Origin of the sequence: Mucilaginibacter gilvus (assembly GCF_004054195.1) — a bacterium.
Taxonomy (GTDB): Bacteria; Bacteroidota; Bacteroidia; order Sphingobacteriales; family Sphingobacteriaceae; genus Mucilaginibacter; species Mucilaginibacter gilvus.
In genome coordinates this window covers 145,912-167,424 of record NZ_SBIW01000008.1, presented here as the reverse complement: position 1 = coordinate 167,424, position 21,513 = coordinate 145,912, and the positions used below count along the sequence as shown (strand labels likewise).

Annotated in this window: 20 protein-coding genes; 8 read left to right on the top strand and 12 right to left on the bottom strand. The window is 44.5% G+C overall.

All coding sequences use genetic code 11. The annotated features are described in order from the left end of the window. Positions 1-588 (bottom strand): hypothetical protein, encoded by a 588-nt coding sequence (locus tag EPL05_RS17535; RefSeq protein WP_128535286.1) that lies wholly within the window; start codon positions 586-588, stop codon positions 1-3. 155 nt (positions 589-743) lie between these two features. On the opposite strand from EPL05_RS17535, the gene EPL05_RS17530 reads away from it, so the two are divergent. Further along, positions 744-2,180, top strand: coding sequence for a peptidylprolyl isomerase (locus EPL05_RS17530; protein WP_128535285.1), 1,437 nt, complete (start codon positions 744-746; stop codon positions 2,178-2,180). Between the two features lie 7 nt (positions 2,181-2,187). Next, on the top strand, positions 2,188-3,150 hold the full coding sequence (locus EPL05_RS17525) for an AAA family ATPase (protein ID WP_128535284.1): 963 nt from the start codon (positions 2,188-2,190) through the stop codon (positions 3,148-3,150). 189 nt (positions 3,151-3,339) lie between these two features. Here EPL05_RS17525 and EPL05_RS17520 read toward each other — a convergent pair whose 3' ends face one another. The 8 genes from EPL05_RS17520 to mutL form a co-directional block, all read right to left on the bottom strand. Beyond that, a complete protein-coding gene (locus EPL05_RS17520; RefSeq protein ID WP_128535283.1) occupies positions 3,340-4,206 on the bottom strand; it encodes a Cif family virulence factor in 867 nt (288 codons plus the stop codon). A gap of 95 nt (positions 4,207-4,301) precedes the next feature. Further along, positions 4,302-5,792 (bottom strand): cysteine--tRNA ligase, encoded by a 1,491-nt coding sequence (cysS, locus tag EPL05_RS17515; RefSeq protein ID WP_128535282.1) that lies wholly within the window; start codon positions 5,790-5,792, stop codon positions 4,302-4,304. A 71-nt stretch (positions 5,793-5,863) separates the two neighbouring features. Continuing rightward, positions 5,864-6,238, bottom strand: a complete 375-nt coding sequence (locus EPL05_RS17510) for an NAD-dependent epimerase/dehydratase family protein (RefSeq protein WP_128535281.1) — start codon at positions 6,236-6,238, stop codon at positions 5,864-5,866. After that, the gene (locus EPL05_RS17505; RefSeq protein ID WP_128535280.1) at positions 6,214-6,705 is read right to left on the bottom strand and encodes an NAD-dependent epimerase/dehydratase family protein; all 492 of its coding nucleotides are present in this window, start codon (positions 6,703-6,705) and stop codon (positions 6,214-6,216) included. The genes EPL05_RS17510 and EPL05_RS17505 overlap by 25 nt, the downstream gene beginning before the upstream one ends. A gap of 27 nt (positions 6,706-6,732) precedes the next feature. Beyond that, positions 6,733-7,842: an endonuclease/exonuclease/phosphatase family protein gene (locus EPL05_RS17500; protein WP_128535279.1), complete on the bottom strand. Its 1,110-nt coding sequence runs from the start codon at positions 7,840-7,842 to the stop codon at positions 6,733-6,735. Continuing rightward, positions 7,832-8,713 (bottom strand): rhomboid family intramembrane serine protease, encoded by an 882-nt coding sequence (locus EPL05_RS17495; protein ID WP_128535278.1) that lies wholly within the window; start codon positions 8,711-8,713, stop codon positions 7,832-7,834. The genes EPL05_RS17500 and EPL05_RS17495 overlap by 11 nt, the downstream gene beginning before the upstream one ends. A 36-nt stretch (positions 8,714-8,749) precedes the next feature. Beyond that, positions 8,750-9,457: a rhomboid family intramembrane serine protease gene (locus tag EPL05_RS17490; RefSeq protein WP_128535277.1), complete on the bottom strand. Its 708-nt coding sequence runs from the start codon at positions 9,455-9,457 to the stop codon at positions 8,750-8,752. A 32-nt stretch (positions 9,458-9,489) separates the two neighbouring features. Continuing rightward, a complete protein-coding gene (gene mutL / locus EPL05_RS17485; protein WP_128535276.1) occupies positions 9,490-11,343 on the bottom strand; it encodes a DNA mismatch repair endonuclease MutL in 1,854 nt (617 codons plus the stop codon). 135 nt (positions 11,344-11,478) lie between these two features. Between mutL and EPL05_RS17480 the strand changes: the two genes are divergently transcribed. Both EPL05_RS17480 and EPL05_RS17475 read left to right on the top strand, forming a co-directional pair. Continuing rightward, positions 11,479-13,110: an amidohydrolase gene (locus EPL05_RS17480; protein WP_128535275.1), complete on the top strand. Its 1,632-nt coding sequence runs from the start codon at positions 11,479-11,481 to the stop codon at positions 13,108-13,110. Next, positions 13,097-14,914, top strand: a complete 1,818-nt coding sequence (locus EPL05_RS17475; protein WP_128535274.1) for a serine hydrolase domain-containing protein — start codon at positions 13,097-13,099, stop codon at positions 14,912-14,914. Before EPL05_RS17480 ends, EPL05_RS17475 begins: the two co-directional genes overlap by 14 nt. Before the next feature lie 120 nt (positions 14,915-15,034). On the opposite strand, the gene serS is transcribed toward EPL05_RS17475, so the two are convergent. Continuing rightward, positions 15,035-16,306 (bottom strand): serine--tRNA ligase, encoded by a 1,272-nt coding sequence (serS, locus tag EPL05_RS17470; RefSeq protein WP_128535273.1) that lies wholly within the window; start codon positions 16,304-16,306, stop codon positions 15,035-15,037. A 158-nt stretch (positions 16,307-16,464) separates the two neighbouring features. On the opposite strand from serS, the gene rsmI reads away from it, so the two are divergent. The 4 genes from rsmI to EPL05_RS17450 all read left to right on the top strand — a co-directional run bounded on the left by rsmI (position 16,465) and on the right by EPL05_RS17450 (position 20,250). Beyond that, complete coding sequence (gene rsmI / locus EPL05_RS17465; RefSeq protein WP_128535272.1) at positions 16,465-17,202, top strand: 16S rRNA (cytidine(1402)-2'-O)-methyltransferase; 738 nt, start codon at positions 16,465-16,467, stop codon at positions 17,200-17,202. A gap of 69 nt (positions 17,203-17,271) precedes the next feature. Beyond that, positions 17,272-17,439: a GIY-YIG nuclease family protein gene (locus tag EPL05_RS24365; RefSeq protein ID WP_243837318.1), complete on the top strand. Its 168-nt coding sequence runs from the start codon at positions 17,272-17,274 to the stop codon at positions 17,437-17,439. Positions 17,440-17,648: 209 nt separating this feature from the next. After that, positions 17,649-19,280 (top strand): apolipoprotein N-acyltransferase, encoded by a 1,632-nt coding sequence (gene lnt / locus EPL05_RS17455; RefSeq protein ID WP_128535271.1) that lies wholly within the window; start codon positions 17,649-17,651, stop codon positions 19,278-19,280. 523 nt (positions 19,281-19,803) lie between these two features. Then, entirely contained in the window at positions 19,804-20,250 is a 447-nt protein-coding gene (locus EPL05_RS17450; RefSeq protein WP_128535270.1) for a hypothetical protein, read from the top strand. Here EPL05_RS17450 and EPL05_RS17445 read toward each other — a convergent pair whose 3' ends face one another. Next, complete coding sequence (locus tag EPL05_RS17445; RefSeq protein ID WP_128535269.1) at positions 20,251-21,102, bottom strand: N-acetylglucosamine kinase; 852 nt, start codon at positions 21,100-21,102, stop codon at positions 20,251-20,253. Continuing rightward, entirely contained in the window at positions 21,099-21,482 is a 384-nt protein-coding gene (locus tag EPL05_RS17440; protein ID WP_128535268.1) for a response regulator, read from the bottom strand. Before EPL05_RS17440 ends, EPL05_RS17445 begins: the two co-directional genes overlap by 4 nt. Positions 21,483-21,513 lie beyond the last annotated feature (31 nt).

The window sequence follows — 21,513 nt, the reverse complement described above, 5'->3', positions numbered from 1 at the left end:
TTAAATTGTTTTCATTTGTTCCCAAAAGGCTTTCTTATTATCATTACTGCTCATCATCTCATCAAAGCTAAAGCTGTACAATACATTGGTTTTTTTACCCTGTACCGGGTTGTTAAGCGGCAAATTGCCTATGCCCTGCGGCAACGCATCCTTCCCCATTATTACCAATCGCGATGGCTTTAATTCACCAGCAAGCCTGGCCATGGCGAGAGGCTGATATTGATGTACGTTTAATATGGCCACATCATCGAGGGTAAGCTCCTTACGCTTTAGGATGTTCTCCAACGCGGCTAAATGTGCAGCGGGCATATGTTCGTCGGTAGCGTAGCTTACCAATATCACAAAGCTTTTATTGTTGCTACCCAGATAATTAAATACCGTATCGGGCGTTTTTATGGGCTGGAGAGTCTCTGTAACAGCAACAAATTGTGGTGTAATAACGGGTTCAATAGTTGTTGCAACGGGCTCTGTAGAAGCAACTACTGGCTCTGCGGCGACGGAGTTTGGTTTGGCAACCTTATCCTCCGGCAGCAGGTAAAGTTCGTCCGGCATAATAAAACGGAAAGCGTTGGGGTTATCAACCTTCATATTATTTAACATATTTTAACCAAAAGTACCTAAAGCAGTTGAAGCATTATAGGCATATTCGCACAACGGCTTAATTATATATTATTATTAATAAATTTTACCGAAATTTGCATTTTTAGCGGTATAAGCACCCGCCATATTAGTTTAACGAATTCATGAGAAAAATAGGGATATTCATTGTAAATATTTTTTTAGTTGCTACCGTTGCCCAGGCACAAATAGATACTACAAAACATGTTAAGGCCGATACCACCACCAAAGCCTTTGCCGGCCCGGTACGTACCATAGATAAAATTGCAGGTATTGTTGGTTCAAGCATCATTTTACAATCAGATATAGAATTACAATACGCGCAATACTTAGTGAGCGGTCAACAGCCGAACCCCGATTTTAAGGCAGTATTACTGCAAAACCAGTTAACGCAAAAATTACTTGCCCAGCAGGCCGTTATAGATAGCGTGCAGGTGAAGGAAGAAGATGTTGATGCCGACGTTGATCGCCGGATGCGCAGCTTTATACAACGCGCAGGCGGTGAAGAGAAGCTTCAGCAGTTTTTGGGTAAATCGACTATTCAGTATAAGGATGAAATCCGCCCTGATATCAAAGAATCGATGATAGCGCAGCGCATGAGGCAAAAAATTACCGAAAAAGTAAATACCAGCCCACAGGATGTTAAACGTTTTTTTGAATTGATGCCAAAGGATAGCTTGCCAACCTTTAACAAAGAGGTTGAAGTGGGCGAAATTGTATTTGATCCTAAAATGAGCAAGGAAGAGAAGCAATTTTATAAAGATAAGGCCGAAGAATTACGCCAAAGGGTAAAAAAAGGGGAAGATTTTGGTGCCCTGGCGAGATTATACTCGCAGGATCCGGGTTCTGCACCTGACGGTGGCGACCTGGGATTTAATGACCGTAACGGTTATGTAAAAGAATATTCGGCAGTTGCCTTTAAACTGAAGGCCGGCGAAATATCATCGGTATTCGAAAGCGATTTTGGTTTTCACTTTTTACAGGTGATTGAGCGCCGCGGTGAGCAGGTTCATACCCGCCACCTGCTGATTGTTCCGGCTACTACTCCTGCCAGTATTGAAAGGGCCAAAGTAAGTGCCGATAGTTTATACACCGTAATGAAGGCTAACAAACTGATCGATTTTTCGAGCGCAGCTTCTTTGTTCTCGGATAACAAAGACACCAAATACAATGGTGGTATGATGCTGAATGCTGATAACGTGCAAAACCGTTCTACCTACATCCCTACTGATAAGCTGGACCCACAAGTGGCCCTGGTTATTGATACCATGAAAGTAGGCAGCATATCTAAGCCAACTTTATTTACTGATGCCCAAACCGGTAAAAAAAGTTACAAGATTTTATACCTTAAATCGGTTACCGACGCACATAAGGCAAACCTTGACCAGGATTTTGCTAAGTTGAAAGAAATGGCCATGGACGATAAACTTAACCGCACCGTAAGCCAGTGGTTTGAAAAACGCCGTAAAGAAACTTTCATCAAGATAGATCCTGAATACCAAAGGTACCCCATCTTACAAAAATGGATAGCCCCGGTTACCACTGCACAGGTAAAACTTTAACATAAATATGCAACACCGCTCTGATGTAGAGGCCGCTGATGCATTGAAGCTTGCTTATGAGCAAATTCGTGCAGAAATTGGAAAAGTTATTATAGGGCAGGACGAGGTTATTAAATTCGTCCTGATCTCTATTTTTAGCAATGGCCATTGCTTGCTGGTTGGTGTACCGGGCCTGGCTAAAACCCTGCTGGTGCAAACCGTAGCGCAGGTGCTCGACCTCGATTTTAAGCGCATCCAGTTCACTCCCGACCTGATGCCATCAGACATCATCGGATCGGAAATATTGGGTGAGGATCGCAACTTTAAATTCATCCCCGGCCCGGTGTTCTCTAACATTATTTTAGCTGATGAAATAAATCGTACCCCGCCAAAAACCCAGGCAGCCCTTTTAGAGGCCATGCAGGAAAAGGCAGTGACCGCCGCAGGTGTTACGCATAAATTAGCCAAACCTTTCTTTGTATTGGCTACCCAAAACCCTATTGAGCAGGAAGGTACTTACCCACTGCCAGAGGCACAGCTGGATAGGTTTATGTTTAATGTGGCGCTAAACTACCCGTCTTTTAAAGAAGAATTACAGGTAGTAAAGAATACCACCAGCACGCACCAGGTAACAGTAAACAAGCAATTGAATGCCGAGCAGATCACTTATTTTCAGCAACTGGTACGTAACATCCCGGTTACCGATAACGTGTTGGAATATGCCGTAAAGCTGGTATCAAAAACCCGCCCCGGTAGCGAATTTGCCACCCCACAGGTAAAACGCCTGTTAAACTGGGGCGCAGGCCCACGGGCATCGCAATTTTTAATCTTAGGCGCCAAATGCCACGCTGTACTCAACGGAAAATACTCACCGGACATTGAGGATATAAAAGCGGTTGCCAAACCTATACTAAGCCATCGCATCGTTCGCAGCTACCATGCCGAAGCAGAAGGTTTATCCGCCAGCGATATTATCGAACAATTATTCTAAAAGGCTGTGTTTAACGCTCCGGTAGGAGGCACCCTGTTTATAGCAATAGTTTATTAGAAAATTAAAGCCCCGTAGGTGCTTCCTGTTGCCTTAATACTGGCGAGGGGGCACCTACAGAGCTTTAACTCTTTCCTTGTTTGTCTATAAACTGGATACTCCGCTGGGTAACACAGCTAATTTTATTGATTACTACTCAACTGTAGAAAATATCTCCAGCAGCACGTTCCATTTGTGGGTAGCGTCGATCTCCCAAATACGCACATAATTGTAGTTATTTACAATGTTGCCTTTACGGATGCGCGCGGTACCATAGCTATAGGCCAGATCGTTACTGGTAGAGCGACCTGCATTTACAGTTTGGGCCGATATGCTGATACCTTCGTTAGCTATAAATTTAGATACCTTATCCCTGCCTGCAATTGGCTCGAATCCCGGAAAATAATACATCCCGTCGGGGCTTAAAAATTCTTTATACGAAGCGAGGGCAGATAGGTCTAAGGAATGATTTAACAGCTTATCAGAGTTAATAATAACGGTTTTACCGCTAAACGGGTCTTTACTTGGAGCCACCTGTTTAGACGTATCTGGTTCCCTGAAATCAGCACCGGCTTCAGCCTCAGGCTCGGGGTGTTGTATACCCAGATCAATTAGCAGTTTAAGCTTATTATCGGCTGCATCACGTTTCCAAACCGATACGTACTGACCGTAAACTTTATCGTCATCACTTTTTCCATTTTGGTAAACGTATGGGCCTGCTGTAAAGGCAAGGTCTCCATTAGCAGATATCCGGGCAACTTTTGGCTGCCAGGTTAATTTACCCGGCATTTTATCAATAGTGCCATAAAACTCAGAGATTTTAACCGCGTTTGGTTTAAAAACTATCCCCTCAGGGTCGGCAACAGCTAAAAAGCCTGCCTTTATCCCTTTGCGTTCAACCAGTTTATTAAAGTCATTTTCGGCATCTACTACTTTACTAACCTCAACAGGCGTTTTTTGAGCAAATACGTTGGCACTAACACCGGCCAATACAAAAGCAGCTAACAATAATTTCTTCATAGGATCTATTTTGCGGACAATTTTTAATTAATTTAAGGTGTATAAATGTACGCATGCCCGGCGTGCATTCACACAAAACAGGTAGTTAACATTGGTTAAAGTTTTACCCAATCGGTTGTACCTTGTTTATTGTCATTCAGTTGGAAGCCTATTTGTTTAAGGCCCTCTCTAATTTTATCAGATGTGGCGTAATCTTTATTACCCTTGGCCTGGTTGCGCAGGTCTACAATTAAACCCAGCAGCCCATCGGTGTCACCGCTCTCGTTGTCATCCTGCTTTAAACCTAAAACATCATAAAAGAAATCGTTATACGTTTTCTTCATCCGTTCAAAAATCTCCGCGGATACTGCGCCTGAGTTACGGGTGCCATCCGCAAACGAATTTATCGATTTGGATAAATTATTCAGTGCTTCTAACGTTTTTGGCGAATTAAAATTGTCATTCATCCCGTTATAGCAATCTTCGCAGGCCGCTATAATGGCGCTTTCCGCCTCGTCATCAACAGCAACTAATGTATTTTGTTGCAGTGCGCTTAACTTTTTAGCAGCCTCGGAAAGCCTTTTATAAAATTTCTCGGCCGCTTCAAGCGCATCATTAGAAAAATCGACCGTACTGCGGTAGCTTGCCTGCATAAAAAAGAACCTTACCGCCATTGGGCCGTAACCCCTTGTAAGCAGCTCGTGCTCCCCTTTAAATAATTGCTCGGGTAAAAAACTATTGCCAAGCGATTTTGACATTTTTTGCCCGTTAACCGTAAGCATATTGGTATGCAACCAGTAGGTTGACGGATTATTTCCGCAGCTGGCCACATTTTGCGCTATCTCGTTGGTATGATGCGTAGCCATCAGGTCCATCCCGCCACCGTGGATATCAAATTTGTGCCCCAGGTATTTATTACTCATGGCCGAGCACTCCAAATGCCAGCCCGGGAAGCCAACGCCCCACGGCGATGGCCATTTCATCAAATGCTCGGGCTTGGCCTTTATCCAAAGGGCAAAATCCAGCTTGCCGTGCTTTTCGTTCTGGCCACCCAAAGTGCGGGTATTGTTCAGCATATCTTCCAGTTTGCGGCCGTTTAATATGCCGTAGTCCTGTGTTAGGTTGTACTTTTCTACATCAAAATATACCGAGCCATCTACTTCGTAGGCATATCCTGTATCTAAAATGGTTTTCACCAGCTCTATTTGCTCAATAATATGCCCGGTGGCTGTTGGTTCGATGCTTGGCGGTAGGGCGTTAAAGGTTTTCATCACCTCATGAAAATCAACGGTGTACTTCTGTACAATTTCCATCGGCTCCAATTGCGATAACCTTGCCTTTTTTGATACTTTATCCTCGCCCTCATCGGCATCACCTTCTAAGTGGCCGGCATCGGTAATGTTACGCACATAGCGCACCTTATAACCTAAATGCAGTAGGTAACGAAAAATAAGATCGAAGCTTATAAAAGTGCGGCAGTTGCCCAAATGAACATCGCTATATACAGTAGGGCCGCAAACGTACATCCCCACATGGGGTGCATCAAGCGGTATAAATTCTTCTTTTTTACGTGTTAAAGTGTTGTAAACAAATAATTTTTGTTCCATGAGCGCAAACTTACAATTTTTAGGATTGAAGTATAATAAATCCGTACCTATCTAATTCAATATTAATAAACTTAACTGTTCAATAACAATCCGAAGGTGTATTTTGGCTGGTAGTTAAAATAGCGCCGGGCCTTATCGCATACATAAACCCTGTCTATACTTTGTGGAAAGGCCCAGCCCCTGGCCTTATAAATGCCCTCTGCTTCCGGGTAATACTTTAATATGGCATCTAAGGTTGAATGCTTCAATGCCACCAAATCGTCTTGTTTAAATGGTGAACCACTGCTGATGTTGAAGATCTCAAAATCGGCAAATTCGGTACCCAAAGCCAATCGCAGGGCTTCGGCGCCGTCGCGTTCATCCAGGCCGCGATAAAGGCGATGGTTTGTTTTGAGGTTATCGCCCTCGGGCAAAAACCTACCTACCCGGTATACCGATGTTTGCAAACCTTCTTTATAAAAAAATCGCGACAAAGCTGCTCGGTAGTTTGCTTGGTAATGTCGTAGATATCACGGGGGCGCTCTGCTAAGGTTTCATCCACCCAAACGGCCTTATCTTTATCCACCAAAGCTTCGCCGTAGATGGAGGTTGTACTGGTGTAAAGGAATCTTTTTACGCCGTTGACTACGCAGGCGTTTAGCAGATTCAGCGTACCCAGGATGTTGGTTTGGATGAAAGCCCCGCGCGGGTAATTCAACTCGAAATGTTTGCCATGCAGGGCGGCGGTATGGATAATGGCATCGAAGCCTTTGGTTATAGCCTCAACGGCCTCCTTATCTTTTATATCGATGAGCTGATGTGTGGTAGCTGCAGGCATCACATCTATGCCGGTAACTTCATGCCCATAAGCATTAAGTTGGGTTACCGTGGCTGAGCCTAACTGACCGGACGAGCCGGTTACCAAAACTTTCATGATGGGTTTATCGCTCCTATTGTTCAATTATTTTAACGCCACAACAGCCGTTACGGGGTAATGGTCGGAAAGTTTCTTTTTGATAATATCATAGCCCAATACTTTAAACTGCGGGCTCACCATAATATAATCTATCTGATAATTGGGGAAATCGCCATTGTAAGTACGCCCCATACCCGAGCCTTTTTCGCGGAAAGTATTCTTCATCCCCACCTCCATCTGGTTGACGGCGAAGGATGCCGGCGTATCGTTAAAATCGCCTGAGTAAATGTATGGGTACGGGCATTCTTTAGCATGGGCCTTAACGGTATAAACCTGCTCGGCACGTTTTAAAAAGGCTATTTTAAGTTTGCTGCCCAGGCGTTTGGTTGCCGTCATGTTGGTTTTACCTTTTTTGGATACCTCGCCCAGGTACTTATAATCTTCCGGCTCAAATTTGATCGACTGCAGGTGCATACTGTAAAGCCTTATCTTTTTGTCGTTCTTTTGGATATCTACAAAAAGGCATTGGTTACCCGTCATTTTACCGGAAAGCGATACCAGCCCGAAGTTAAAGATAGGATACCTGGAAAATATGGCCATGCCCGATGCCTGATCGTAATTCACATCAAAGGGTTCAAAATAATAAAATTCACTGTTCATGATCTTTTTGATGGAATCGATCATGTCATACTGGCCCCGCTTACGAGTATAAAATTCTTGTATACCGATAATATCGGGGTTGTTTTGCTTGATCAGCTCAAGAATCTCGTGCTTGGTGGAAATATCATTATTGGAGCCGTACCGTTTAAAATCGTGCGCGTTGTAGGTCATTATCCGCAACATGCCCGAGTCGGTTGACGCACTTATTATAGTAGGTAAGCGGAACCCGACATTGTTTAACAATACTTTATAACCAATGAGAATGGTAATCACCGATAGTAAAAAATATAGCCTGCGCCTTAACAACCAATAAACGAGGGCAATAACATTAAACAATAACAGCGGCGGATAGGCCAGGCCGAAGAAGGCGATAAGCCAGGCCTTGCGCGGATCGAGGTATGGGGCAAGGTAACTAAGCAATAAAGCCAGGCACAATGCATAATTGATCCATAAGATTATTCTGCCAAAAAAACCTAAGCTTTTTTTATCCTTCATTATTGTTGCTTGCTCGGAGTAGTGTTTCCTTTTCCTGCTTGCTCAGGCTATTTTGTCCCGAAACAGAAATTTTATCTAAAATACGATCAATTTCTTCCTGACTGGGCAAATTAGTGGACTTTTTTTGAGGGGCATTGTAGCTCACCACCTTCATTTTTGGTTTAGGCTGAAACAGTTTATTGATGCTGCCTATCCAATCATTACCTTTTTGCATCTGCTTAATATAAACAAAGCCAAATAAGGCCCCGCCAATGTGGGCAATTTCGCCACCAGCGTTGCTTCCCGCTATGCTTAAATAATCTAATATCACAATAAACAAGGCTACCCATTTAAGTTTAACCGGGCCGATAAGGATAAGGGAGATGGTATAGTTTGGCAATAAAGTAGCAGTGCCCACAATAATAGCCATAACACTTGCCGATGCGCCAACAATAACGCCGCCGGCAGCCGCATTCATACTGGTAAAAGCCGGGAATATATTATAAGCGGCTACGAATAAAATCCCTCCGGTAAGCCCGCCTAACAAATAGAGGCCGATAGTGCGCTTATTGCCCAGGTATTCTTCAAAGATCTGCCCAAACCAATATAGCCAAAGCATATTAAACAGTATATGAAGCGGGCCCGCATGCATAAACATGTAGGTGAAGGGCGTCCAAAAACGGTAAAGCAGGGTGTGCAGATCGGCAGACAGCAGCAGGTATTTGTTGGTAAACTCGATAATGGCGCTGTTTCCGAATCCCCTGAACAACTGCTCGAGAATTGCCGGCACATTGATACCCAAATAAACAATAACGTTTATACCTATAAGCAGGGTAAGTTTATTGCCCGACTTTAGTAGCTTGTATTGAATATCTCTCCAGAGGGTGTTCATATAAAACAGCTGTAATTACTATGTAACTAATAAATATTACTGATAATTGTTTGGCCTGTGGATGCCCCAAATTTTTATCAGGATAAACCCAAATAATGCACCACCCAAGTGTGCAAAGTGGGCAACATTATCGCCGGAAAACCGGCCAACGCCACTAAATAGCTCTAATGCAATATACCCAATAACTACGTATTTAGCTTTAACGGGTACCGGTATAAACATGATCATCATTTCCATGTTTGGGAATAACATTCCAAAGGCTACCATGATACCAAAAATGGCACCTGAAGCTCCTAACAGCGAACTGCCATAAATAGATTGTAATACCTCTGCATTAGTTCCAAATGCGGCGTATGACCCTACATATTGCGGATCAATTATTGTAAAACCGCCGGTTATATTATAAACCTGTATCGCTTGTATAGCTGTATTTAAAACAAATCCGCCTAAACCTGTAATAAAATAAAAATTGAAAAATTTTTTTGACCCCAAAGTTGACTCCAGGATAGGACCAAACATAAACAAGCCAAACATATTGAAAAAAATATGCGAAAACCCAGCATGCATAAACATGTAAGTTAGCGGTTGCCACACCTTAAAAAAAGGCGAATTAAAATAGTAAGCAGAAAGCCATAACCGTAAATCGATAAATTGACCTAACGCATAGGTAGCAACAAAAAAAACTATATTGATGATAAGCAGGTTCTTAACAACTGGTGTTAAATTGGCAAATGGTGATTGCATGTTCTTTATAAAATATTTTAAAAGCCTATTGGCTATTTTTCAAATCTTTCGGCTAATTCGTTCAGCGTAAAGGTAGTAATTACAGGCTTGCCGTTTAGCGCCAAATTTGGCATCTGGCAGGCAAAAAGCTGGTCTATCAATTGGTTCATTTCTTCCATAGATAACCTGGTGCCGGTTTTTATCGCTGCGTTACGCGCTAACGAGCGGGCAAGGTTATCGCGCTTATCCAACTTTAAAATGGCCAGGTTGTTTTTAAAACCTTCCAGCAGTTGTTCCAGCAGTTCGTGCTCGTTGGCGTTGTTGATATCCGCCGGGATGCCTTCAACTACCACCGTGTTTTTACCAAACTCGCGGACATCAAAACCCAGCGCACGGATATCTGGTAAAAGCTCTCTCAATAACTCAAAATCGCTGCTGTTTAGTGTAACAGATTGCGGAAATAAGCTTTGCTGGCTCAACCCGCTATGTGTTTGCAACTGGTGTAAAAAACGCTCGTACAAAATACGCTCGTGCGCCCATTGCTGATGTATCAGCATAAAGCCCGATTTTATCTGCGAGAGGATAAACCTATTGTGCACCTGGAAGAACTGCTTCTCGCCGCTTTTGGTTATTTCCTGCTCGTTGACGGAAGTGCCCGGATTGGCGTGCATCTCGTGCTGCAGGCTTTCTTCTTTTTTCGCGATCTCGTAAAGCGTATCCCAGTTTTTTGGGATGGCAGTACGGGGGCTGTTGTTGTCACGGAGAAAAGGCAGTTCGCGCTCCGGGCGTTTCTCTGCCGCGAAGGGGTTAAAATCCGGGTTAAATGCAATAGTTGGCTGCACAATTTCCTCGAAAGGTTTTTGCGTAATAAGGTGCCCGATGCTGTTCTCCTGGTCAAAATCGAGCGTGGGCGTAATGTTGTATTTACCCAACGCGCGCTTTACCGCCGAGCGGATGATGGCATAAATGGCCTTCTCGTCCTGGTATTTTATCTCCGTTTTTGTAGGGTGTACGTTGATATCTATCTTGGATGGGTCGATATCTATAAAAAGCACGTACAGCGGGTAGGTGTCGTCCGGCAGCAACTCTTCAAACGCCGTAAGCACCGCATGGTTAAGGTAAGCGTCTTTTATAAAACGGTTGTTCACAAAAAAGAATTGCTCGCCGCGCGTTCTGCGGGCAAATTCGGGCTTGCCAACGTAGCCATTCAGTCGTATAATGGTAGTATCTTCCTCTACCGGTACCAGCCGTTGGTTATAATTGTTACCCAACAAATGAATAATCCGCTGCTTTAACGATGCCGAGGGCAGGTGATACACTTCCTGTCCATCATGGTGCATGGTTAAAAACACCTGCGGATTGGCCAGCGCCACACGCTGAAACTCATCGATAATGTGGCGCATCTCCACCGGATTGCTTTTTAAAAAGTTGCGGCGGGCGGGGGTATTATAAAAAAGGTTTTTAATGGATATAGACGTACCCGTATTGGCCGAACATGGCTCCTGGCTCAGTACTTCGCTGCCCTCTATAAAAATACAGGTACCCAGTTCGTCTTCGTGGCGGCGGCTTTTCAATTCAACCTGCGCAATTGCAGCTATAGAAGCCATCGCTTCGCCCCTGAAACCCATGGTACGGATAGCAAAAAGGTCCTCGGCCTTGCGAATTTTTGAAGTAGCATGGCGTTCAAAACACATGCGGGCATCTGTTAAGCTCATACCGCAGCCGTTATCAATAACCTGTATCAGCGCTTTACCGGCATCCTTTAGTATCAGCTGTATCTTATCGGCACCTGCATCTATGGCGTTCTCTATCAATTCTTTTACGGCCGATGCGGGGCGCTGCACCACTTCGCCTGCGGCTATTTGGTTGGCTACCGAATCGGGTAAAAGCTGTATTATATCTGGCATTTAAAGTATTTCCCTCCTCCCAACTTTCGCCGGGAACTTTTTCGATGCTAAATTAATTATTTGATTGCATAACTTTACCTTTACATACTTGTATATAGTATTTACGTTTATCTATTTACATCCACCTGTTTATTTATGAAGAAATTGTGGCCCCTGTTCTTTATCCTCATTGCCGCGTGCAAGCAAAAGGAATATAATGCCGATACGCTTGTTAAAAATGCCCTCGTATATACTGTAGACAGTACTTTCTCCACCGCCAACGCCTTTGTTATCAGCAACGGAAAAATTATAGCCGTGGGCAACGCCGACACCCTCGAACAAAAATATCTTGCAAAAGAAACCATCGATGCAGGTGGCAAACCTGTTTACCCCGGCTTTATTGACGCCCACACGCATTTTTATGAATATGGCTTAGGCTTACAGGAAGTAAACCTGGTAGGCAGCAAAAGCTGGAATGCCATTGTAGATACAGTAAGCGCCTTTGCCCGTAAAAACACCGAAGGCTGGATCATAGGCAATGGCTGGGACCAAAACATCTGGACTGTTAAGCAGTTCCCAAATAAAGCAAAACTCGATTCCTTATTCCCTATCCGGCCGGTAATCTTAAGCCGGATAGACGGCCATGCCGCCATTGCCAACCAGGCTGCTTTAAACATTGCCGGTATTAAACCCGGGCAAACCATTACAGGCGGACAAATAGAAACCGTCAACGGAAAGCTTACCGGCATACTGGTAGACAACGCCGTAGGGATAGTAACCCGTAAAATACCCGAGCCTACCGAACAGATTGTACAATCGGCATTGCTGGATGCACAGCGTAACTGCTTTGCAGTTGGGCTAACAACTGTAGACGACTGCGGCTTACCCTACACTATGGTAAGCACCATAGCTGCCCTGCAGCACAAAGGCGACCTGAAAATGCGCATGTACCTGATGCTTGCCGATAAAGAAGAGAATTACGAATACCTGTTTAAACGTGGCGCTTACAAAACCCCAAGCCTGAACGTGAGAGCGTTTAAAGTTTATGGCGACGGTGCCTTAGGCTCAAGGGGAGCTTGTTTATTAAAGCCATATTCCGACAAAGCCAACTGGAACGGATTTTTACTGAGCAACAAAGCCCATTTTGAGGAAGTAGCCAAAAAGATAGCAGACAAAGGTTTCCAGATGTGTACACATGCCATTGGGGATTCGGCAAACCGGATGATCTTAAAAGTATATGCCGCAGCCCTTAAGGGTAAAAATGATAAACGCTGGCGCGTAGAGCACGCGCAAATTGTATCGCCTGAGGATGTTAAATATTTTGGCGATTACAATATTATACCATCTGTACAGCCTACACACGCCACGTCGGATATGGCATGGGCCGTTAACCGCCTGGGTGCTGACCGGCTTAAAAGCGCCTATGCTTACAAGGATCTGATGAAACAAAACGGCTGGATCCCGCTGGGGACCGACTTCCCGGTAGAAAATATTAACCCTATGTATACGTTTTACGCGGCGGTGGTACGTAAGGACCTGAAAGGCCTGCCAACTGGCGGCTTCCAGATGAAAAACGCGCTAAGCCGTATTGAAGCTTTAAAGGGCATGACCACATGGGCGGCAAAAGCCAACTTTGAGGAAAACGAAAAAGGCAGTATAACAGTTGGCAAGTATGCTGATTTTGTAATACTGGATAAAGATATTATGAAAGTGGATGGCAGCGAATTGCCTAATGTGAAAGTAATAAAGACATATATAAATGGTGTTAAGGTTTATGAAAAGAAATAAGCAGTATATATATCTGCTGCTGTTATCAGGGTTTGTAGTTTTTAATTCGGCATGTGCGCAAAACCCACCCTTTACCGGTAAAGCTTTTGTACAGGAAGAAAAAGCGGTTGAACTAAGCACCGTATTGTTAAACAACGAGAAACAGGTTATCCCCCTGCAAAACCTCGACGTTGCCAAAATAGCCAGCATTCATTTTTCGGGCGCTTATACCGCGGCTTTTGATAGCCTGCTGAATAAGTACGCCAAAGTGCAACCCTTCAACGGCAGCGAATATCTTGGGGTAAAAACGCTGGATGCGCTGTCGCTGGATACAAAGTTTTATACCATTCTCATTGTTCAGCTAACAGATGCCGACCTGAATAACCCGCAGATCATCGATTTTATCAGCACTAATCAAAAAATGAAGAACGTGGTGGTATCGCTGTTTGGCAGTGCAGCATCACTGGTAAAACTGAATGATGTTACAGGGCCGGTATTGTGGTCGGCAAGGCTTTCGCCGGTATCGGCTATGTTTAGCGCACAGGCCATTTTTGGCGGGGTAGCGGTTACCCAAAAACTGACGAGAACTTATACGCCGAAATTCAAGAACGGTGGCGGCTTCTTAACTGCAAAAACCCGATTACAATATACCGTACCCGAAGATGCAGGCATCAAAACCGATAATTTATCTGAGATAGATAAAATTGCCAAAGAGGCCATCAGCAGCCAGGCCACACCGGGTTGCGTAGTAATGGTGATAAAAGACGGCAAGGTGATCTTTAATAAAGCTTACGGTTACCACACTTATGAGAACGAGATTCCCGACAGGATAACAGATATTTTTGATGTGGCATCAATGACTAAGATCTCGGCCACCACCATGGAAACTATGCAGCTTTACGACCAGGGTAAACTGGCGTTGGATTCTACCACCAGTACCTACCTGGCCCTGGCGCGTAAAAGCAACATCAAAACCCTAACCGTGCGCGAACTGCTGGAGCACCAGGCAGGATTGATCCCTGATATACAAACCTTCGGCAAAATAAAACCAACCGATTACAGTGTTGATTCTTCAGCAAACTTCCCCACCAAGGTGAATGAGAATTACTACCTACGCAAAAATTATTTTGAACAGATAATGTGGCCCGATATGCTAAACTCGCCTGTAAAAACCCGCGGGCAATACGTGTACAGCGATGTGGGGATGTGTATTATGCAGCAGATCGTAGAAACCATCACTTCTACGCCGATCAATACCTATGTGCAACAGCAATTTTATAATCCGCTGGGCATGCAAACTGCGGGCTATTTGCCGCTGAACCGGTTCCCTTCGGATAGGATTCCACCAACCGAAAACGATAAAAAAGACCGCCATACGTTAATCAATGGCTATGTGCATGACCCAACCGCGGCTTTGATGGGCGGCGTAGCAGGCCATGCCGGCTTGTTTGCCAGTGCAAACGATATAGGGATCCTTTACCAGATGATGCTGAACCGTGGCACTTACGGCGGCATACAATACGTTAAGCCAGAAACGGTTGACCTGTTCAGTTCAAAACAAAGCGCAGTAAGCCGCCGGGGATTAGGTTTCGACCGCTGGGATCCGATACCCGAACATAAATATCCGTCGGAATTAGCCTCCAACCAGGCATACGGCCACACCGGCTTTACCGGTACCTGCGTTTGGGTTGATCCTAAATACGGTTTGGTTTATGTTTTCCTATCCAACCGTGTACACCCCAACGTAAGCAGTAAACTGGGCAGCCTCAATATCCGCCCAAGGATACAGGATGCTATTTACCAGGCGATAACGAAGGGGATGTAGGATTAACGATAAAAGCAAAGAGCGGCAGGTGCCGCTCTTTGCTTTTAAACACAGTTCATTTCGAACCGGTGTAGAAGGAAATGTGCGTGAATGACGAGTGTGTATATGGCCGTCAAAAATTTAATCTATCCACTCAAACTTAGTATAAGGCACCAATACCTCCGGTATTTTAATACCCTTCTCGGTTTGATTATTCTCCAGCAATGTGGCCACAATACGTGGCAAAGCCAATGCGCTGCCGTTAAGCGTATGCGCTAATTGGGTTTTACCCTCAGCATTACGGAAGCGAAGTTTTAACCTGTTACTCTGGAACGTTTCGAAGTTAGATACAGAAGATACTTCCAGCCAGCGGCCTTGTGCGGCACTCCAGGTTTCCATATCATAAGTAAGGGCAGCGGTGAAACTCATATCGCCGCCGCAAAGGCGCAGTACACGATATGGCAGGCCAAGCTTTTGCAACAGGCTTTGCACGTGCAGGCTCATGCCTTCCAGCACTTCGTAAGATGTATCGGGGTGTACCACCTGCACCAGTTCCACCTTATCAAACTGGTGTAAACGGTTTAGTCCGCGTACATGGGCACCATAAGAACCGGCCTCGCGGCGGAAGCATGGGGTGTAACCTGTATTACGGATAGGTAGCTCCTCGCCTTTTAAGATTACATCGCGGTATAGGTTGGTGATAGGCACTTCGGCGGTTGGGATCAGGTACAGGTTATCCTGCCCTACAAAATACATTTGCCCTTCCTTATCCGGCAATTGCCCGGTGCCAAAGCCAGAGGCTTCATTTACCATCAGCGGCAGCATTACTTCATCGTAGCCTGCTTTTTCAGCTTCATCTAAAAAGAAAGCGATGAGCGCGCGTTGCAATTTGGCACCTTTACCTTTATATACCGGGAAGCCCGCACCTGTTATTTTAACACCGAGTTCAAAATCAATCAGGTTGTACTTGGTAGCTAACTCCCAATGCGGCTGTGCGCCGGCATAAAGTTCCGGAATAACACCGTTCTCCAGCACAATCTCGTTTTCTTCGGGCGTGATGCCTTTTGGTACAGATGAATGCGGCAGATTGGGAAGCAATACAATTTTATCCTGCAGTTCGGCCTCCACAGCGCTCAGTTGCTCGCCAAGCTGTTTGCCTTCTTCTTTCCATTTGCCGGTGTTGGCTTTAATGGCTTCGGCTTCTTCTTTTTTACCGTTGCGCATTAGTTCGCCAATCTGTTTAGCCGCCGCGTTAGATTGAGAGGAAACGTTATCCAATAGGTTTTGGGTTTGGCGGCGTTTCTCGTCCAGGCCAATCACCTCATCTATCAATTCGGGCTGTTTAAAATTTTTTACAGCCAAACGTTCCAAAACCTGTTCCCTGTTATCACGGATATAACTAACTTGCAGCATTATTATAATTTTTAGGCAAAGATATAAATAAGTCCATAGACCATAGTCGATAGTCCATAGTTATTTGAGCTACCCTGATCCATCGATTTATAAAGAAAACATAACTACATGAGCTGCTATGGTCTATCGACCATGGACTATCGACCAAAAAGCGAAGCATGAGCGAAACAGGCAAACTATACTTAGTACCCACACCCATCGGCAACCTGGAGGACATGACCTTTAGGGCCATCCGCATTTTAAAAGAAGCCGACCTGATTTTGGCCGAAGACACGCGTACCTCCGCACCGCTACTTAAACACTTTGAGATTCAGAACAAGGTGTTTGCGCACCATCAGCATAACGAGCACCAGAGCAGTAACGAGATCATCAAATTCCTGCTGATGGGGCAAAACGTTGCGCTTATTTCCGATGCAGGTACGCCCGCTATCTCCGATCCCGGCTTTTTCCTGGTTCGCGAAGCGCTAAAATTCAACATCGCTGTAGAATGCCTGCCGGGTGCTACCGCTTTTGTGCCGGCCCTGGTAAACTCGGGCTTCCCCACCGATAAGTTTTGTTTTGAAGGTTTTTTACCGCTGAAGAAAGGCCGCCAAACGCGTTACAAACAATTAGCAACTGAAGAACGTACGCTGATACTTTACGAGTCGCCGCACCGTTTATTGAAAACGCTGGAAGAGATGGCAACCTATTGGGGGGCCGACAGGCAAGTCTCCGTATCGCGCGAGCTGACCAAAATGTTCGAAGAAACCGTACGCGGAACAGTGACCGAGGTGAAAACCTACTTTGAAACACACCCGCTAAAAGGCGAATTTGTGATGTGCATTGCGGGTGCTGCGCCTGTTGAGGTGGATAAGAAGAAGCGGAAATATCAGGACGACGACGAAGACGAAGATTAACAAAAATATAATAAGCTTTGTCATTGCGAGCGATAGCGCGGCAACCTCCTCGTGTGCAAAGTATACGATATGAAAGTTCACGACTATGCCGTCTACATTGTAACCAATAAAATTAACACCGTACTTTACACTGGCGTAACCAGCAATTTACAGGAGCGTGTATTGCAGCATAAAGAAAAAGTTCACAAAGGATTTACTGAGCAATACCATTGCGATAAACTGGTTTACTTTGAATAGTTTCAATGGATACAGGATGCCATTGCCAGGGAGAAGCAGATAAAGGCGGGATCCCGAAAGAAAAAAACAGATTTAATAATTAAAGACAACCCGGCGTGGAAAGATTTGAGCGAGGGTTGGTACGATTAACAAAGTTTGCTACTTAGCATACTACGAGGTTGCCGCGCTATCGCTCGCAATGACATAGTTTTAGAATTTCGATTATCTTAATGAAAAAAAACATCCCCTTATCCATATTATCCGGCTTGTTGCTTTGGATAGCCTGGCCACCTACGCCGTATACCACCTTCATGCTGTTTTTAGGATTCGTGCCTATGCTGTTGGCAATGGAGAACATTATCCAATCCACCTCCGCCAAAAAAGGCAAGCAGATCTTCAATACCACTTTTCTGGGCTTTTTTGTTTGGAATACGTTGTGCGTTTACTGGGTTTATAACGCGCTCAAGATCATCGGCCCCGTGGTGGCTATACCCGTAACGTTGATACCTTATGCGCTGGGCCCATTATTGATGAGCACGGCATGCTGGTTGTATTATCGCCTGCGCTTAAAAACCAACCGAACCATCGGGCTTATCGGGCTGGTTTGTTTTTGGATAGGTTACGAATACCTGCACCAAAGCTGGGATCTTAACTTCCCCTGGATGACGCTTGGCAACGGTTTCGCGGTATCGCACCAATGGGTGCAGTGGTACGAATACACCGGCGTTTACGGCGGCACCATTTGGGTATGGGCTATAAACATTCTATTGTTTTTACTTTATGTGGGATTACAGGAAGCGCAAACAAAAAAACTTAGGTCGAAGCTCATCATCAGCGTTACGCTTACATTGATACTGCCGCTTGGTATATCACTAATTCGCTACTATAACTACGAGGAACACGTAAACCCGGCCAACATTGTCATCGCTCAGCCCAATATCGACCCGTATGAAAAGGAAGGCACTATCCCGGTTTATAACCAGATAGAAACGCTTACTAAACTGTCAGATTCGCTTGCGCAGCGTAACACAGAATTTTTCATCTGGCCCGAAACTGCCATTGTTGAATTTATGGACGAAGACCACATGCTTAACAACAATTATTACCTACAGGTAAGGCGCTTCCTAAATAGATATAAAAACGGCAACGTAATTACGGGTGGCGAAACCTACCGCTTATATGATAAGCAAGTTAACGAAACTGCCAGCCCTACGCCCAACGGTGGCTTTTGGGACCATTACAGCAGCGCTATCAACATCGAGAACTCTGCCAAAGTACATATATACCATAAATCGCGCCTGGTGCCGGGCGCGGAAGCTTTGCCTTTTGGCAGTGTACTTTCGTTTTTAAAGCCTGTATTTGCGCACTTGGGCGGCGCTACGGGGGCTTATACCATACAAACCAAGCCAAGCGTGCTTTATTCGCAAAGCGGCATTGGCGTAACGCCGGTGATCTGTTACGATTCCATCTGGGGCGAATGGGTGGCCAGATCTGTAAGCCAGGGTTCGGAGTTCATTGCTATTATCACCAACGATGGCTGGTGGGAAAACACTTCAGGTAAAGATCAGCACCTGGATTATGCCAAACTGCGCGCCATTGAAACCCGCCGCTGGGTGTGCCAATCGGCCAATACCGGGATCTCTGCATTTATTAACCAGCGGGGTGATGTGGTTAAGCAAAGCAAATGGTGGGTAAAAACAGCGCTAAAACACGATATTAACCTTAACAGCGATATTACTTTTTACGTGGAATATGGCGACTACCTGCCAAAACTCGGCAGTATTTTGGCGGTGTTGGGGATTGCCTTTTTATTGATAAAAGCATTTTTCAAAAAGAACGTAGCGGCAAAAATTAATGGCTAAATCGCGTTTGGTTGTAGGCCAAAATTTCTTTTAGCTTAACAAAGCTGCATCTGCGATTGGCAAAAAAGTTTACAAAAGTTTACACAGTTCAAGGTTAACTTTAATCAAGTATCTAATAGTCAACTATTTAAAAAAACGCAGGGTTAACACAAATTCACGCATATTATTAACTATTGATTAACAATATGCGTGAACGACTAAACATTCATGCTTTATTGTTCTCCGCCTCCGTTTAACCGGGTTTTGGTTTTCGGCGCTATTCTTATCTAACTGGTTATATACCAGTACGACCACCAGGCTGTTTAATTGGGTAACAATTGTCAACTCCAGCGAGTGGCGGTTTTTAATTTGTCAGTTTTCTCATAGTGGTGATATTTAATAAGGTAAATATCTATAGCCCGGAAATTGTTTAAAGGTTGCAAAGGCGACAAGTAAAGGGTGGTTTATGACAAAAGAATTCGGTTTAAGTTAGTATCTTGTTTCCATCATCCTGTTAAACCTTTCACAAAAAAACTTAACCCCTATGAAAAAACATGCCTTATTCTTGCTGTGTTTATTTACAACCTGCTTTTGCGGATGCAAGTATATTGCTATGGATTATAGTAACAGCATGTTAACGGTGCGCAATAATTCATCCCAAAAAATAACTGTTCTATATTCGAATTCTCAACCGCCCACCCGGCGAGAGAATAACGTGGAGTTTTATGTGAGTGATAACAATTATGTTGAACCCGACTCCACAAACACAATTTATATTTCCGGCAAGTCGGACGCATGGCATTATTACATTTCAGAAGGGAAAGAAAAGAAGCTATTTATTTATGTTTTTTCCGTAGATGAAATTAAGCAATATCACGGCCCAGTAATGAATGAATTAATTAACACGAACAAATACCTAAAGGTGTTGAACTATACAGAGGAGGAGTTGACCGCCCTAAATTGGCAGATAACTTACAACAACGAAAAATAATTACCCGTTCCTTTTCACCATAAACTCCAGCAGATCGGTTATGGGCTGGCGGATGATCTTGCCTACATGCACCCCGTTCTGTTCGCACACGGCTTTTAACTCAATAGAGAAGATAAAAGCGATGGAGCCCACAAAATGGCATTTGAACTTGTTGTATTGTGGGTACGATTTAATGTTGGTATCTACAAACTCCTGAAAAATGTTTCTGAGCAGGGCCTGCGCGTAATCTGTTTGGCGTATTTGGGCTATAAAGCGGGAGAAGGATGCGAGGTAAGAATTTGCAGCCGGCTTTTGGTACACGTTCTTGATCACTATTTCCTTATCCAAATGGTAAGCCTCGTTAAACTTCGCATGTATGTCGTGGGGCATTTTTTCATATAAAAAATCGGTTACGAGTGTTTTGCCGATGATGGTACCTGCCCCCTCGTCTCCCAATACATAACCCAGGCCGTGCTGCCCGTCGTGAATTTCCTCGCCATCAAAAAAAGAAATGTTTGAACCGGTGCCCAGGATGCAGCAAAAGCCCTTCTCGTGCCCGCAGGTGGCGTATGCCGAAGCCAAAAGGTCACTATCTACACTGATGTAGGATTGGGGGAAAAGAGCGCTCAGCGCGTTGGAAACTATTTCGTGCCTGTCGGGACTGGAACAGCCCGCGCCAAAAAAGTATATCTCTGCTATCTGCGGGGCGTAGGGCAGCAGATCTGTTATCTGCTCCTGGAGTATTTTTAGAATTTCCTTTTCGGTATGAAAGTATGGGTTTAACCCTACCGACCTGAATGCTTTAGGCTCGCCATCCGGGCCTGAGAGCAGCCAATCTGTTTTGGATGACCCGCTATCTGCTACTAATATCATGTGCTAAGTTCTTCGAGCGCCTCGTAAGTAAGTGGTTTATGAATAAATTGCGCTACATGCCTGCTATTACGCGAATTGTTCATGTCGGTTGGATCCAGTGAGGACGACAGCATGAAGATCTTCACCGGGTTTTCCAGATCCAGGTCCAGTTTATCGTATTCTTCTAAAAATTCAAAACCGGTCATCGCCGGCATACGGATATCTAAAAAAATAACATCCGGCTTAACAAGCCCTTCCCTCATAGCGTTTAAAGCGTCTACGGGCGACTGCTGAACAATAATCTTCTCTGCAAAATTGCCGCTCTCTAAAATTTTGCGCGTCACAAAATTATCGATGTAATTATCATCGATAAGCAAACAAGTTTTATAGCGAACAGGCATGTTCAAAAATAATCTTTTAAAGCAATTAAAT

Excerpts from the sequence above, each read along its gene's own strand:
- EPL05_RS17535 (WP_128535286.1), bottom strand. The coding sequence starts at position 588 with ATGAAGGTTGATAACCCCAACGCTTTCCGTTTTATTATGCCGGACGAA.
- EPL05_RS17530 (WP_128535285.1), top strand. The coding sequence starts at position 744 with ATGAGAAAAATAGGGATATTCATTGTAAATATTTTTTTAGTTGCTACC.
- EPL05_RS17525 (WP_128535284.1), top strand. The coding sequence starts at position 2,188 with ATGCAACACCGCTCTGATGTAGAGGCCGCTGATGCATTGAAGCTTGCT.
- EPL05_RS17520 (WP_128535283.1), bottom strand. The coding sequence starts at position 4,206 with ATGAAGAAATTATTGTTAGCTGCTTTTGTATTGGCCGGTGTTAGTGCC.
- cysS (WP_128535282.1), bottom strand. The coding sequence starts at position 5,792 with ATGGAACAAAAATTATTTGTTTACAACACTTTAACACGTAAAAAAGAA.
- EPL05_RS17505 (WP_128535280.1), bottom strand. The coding sequence starts at position 6,705 with ATGAAAGTTTTGGTAACCGGCTCGTCCGGTCAGTTAGGCTCAGCCACG.
- EPL05_RS17500 (WP_128535279.1), bottom strand. The coding sequence starts at position 7,842 with ATGAAGGATAAAAAAAGCTTAGGTTTTTTTGGCAGAATAATCTTATGG.
- EPL05_RS17495 (WP_128535278.1), bottom strand. The coding sequence starts at position 8,713 with ATGAACACCCTCTGGAGAGATATTCAATACAAGCTACTAAAGTCGGGC.
- EPL05_RS17490 (WP_128535277.1), bottom strand. The coding sequence starts at position 9,457 with ATGCAATCACCATTTGCCAATTTAACACCAGTTGTTAAGAACCTGCTT.
- mutL (WP_128535276.1), bottom strand. The coding sequence starts at position 11,343 with ATGCCAGATATAATACAGCTTTTACCCGATTCGGTAGCCAACCAAATA.
- EPL05_RS17480 (WP_128535275.1), top strand. The coding sequence starts at position 11,479 with ATGAAGAAATTGTGGCCCCTGTTCTTTATCCTCATTGCCGCGTGCAAG.
- EPL05_RS17475 (WP_128535274.1), top strand. The coding sequence starts at position 13,097 with ATGAAAAGAAATAAGCAGTATATATATCTGCTGCTGTTATCAGGGTTT.
- serS (WP_128535273.1), bottom strand. The coding sequence starts at position 16,306 with ATGCTGCAAGTTAGTTATATCCGTGATAACAGGGAACAGGTTTTGGAA.
- rsmI (WP_128535272.1), top strand. The coding sequence starts at position 16,465 with ATGAGCGAAACAGGCAAACTATACTTAGTACCCACACCCATCGGCAAC.
- EPL05_RS24365 (WP_243837318.1), top strand. The coding sequence starts at position 17,272 with ATGAAAGTTCACGACTATGCCGTCTACATTGTAACCAATAAAATTAAC.
- lnt (WP_128535271.1), top strand. The coding sequence starts at position 17,649 with ATGAAAAAAAACATCCCCTTATCCATATTATCCGGCTTGTTGCTTTGG.
- EPL05_RS17450 (WP_128535270.1), top strand. The coding sequence starts at position 19,804 with ATGAAAAAACATGCCTTATTCTTGCTGTGTTTATTTACAACCTGCTTT.
- EPL05_RS17445 (WP_128535269.1), bottom strand. The coding sequence starts at position 21,102 with ATGATATTAGTAGCAGATAGCGGGTCATCCAAAACAGATTGGCTGCTC.
- EPL05_RS17440 (WP_128535268.1), bottom strand. The coding sequence starts at position 21,482 with ATGCCTGTTCGCTATAAAACTTGTTTGCTTATCGATGATAATTACATC.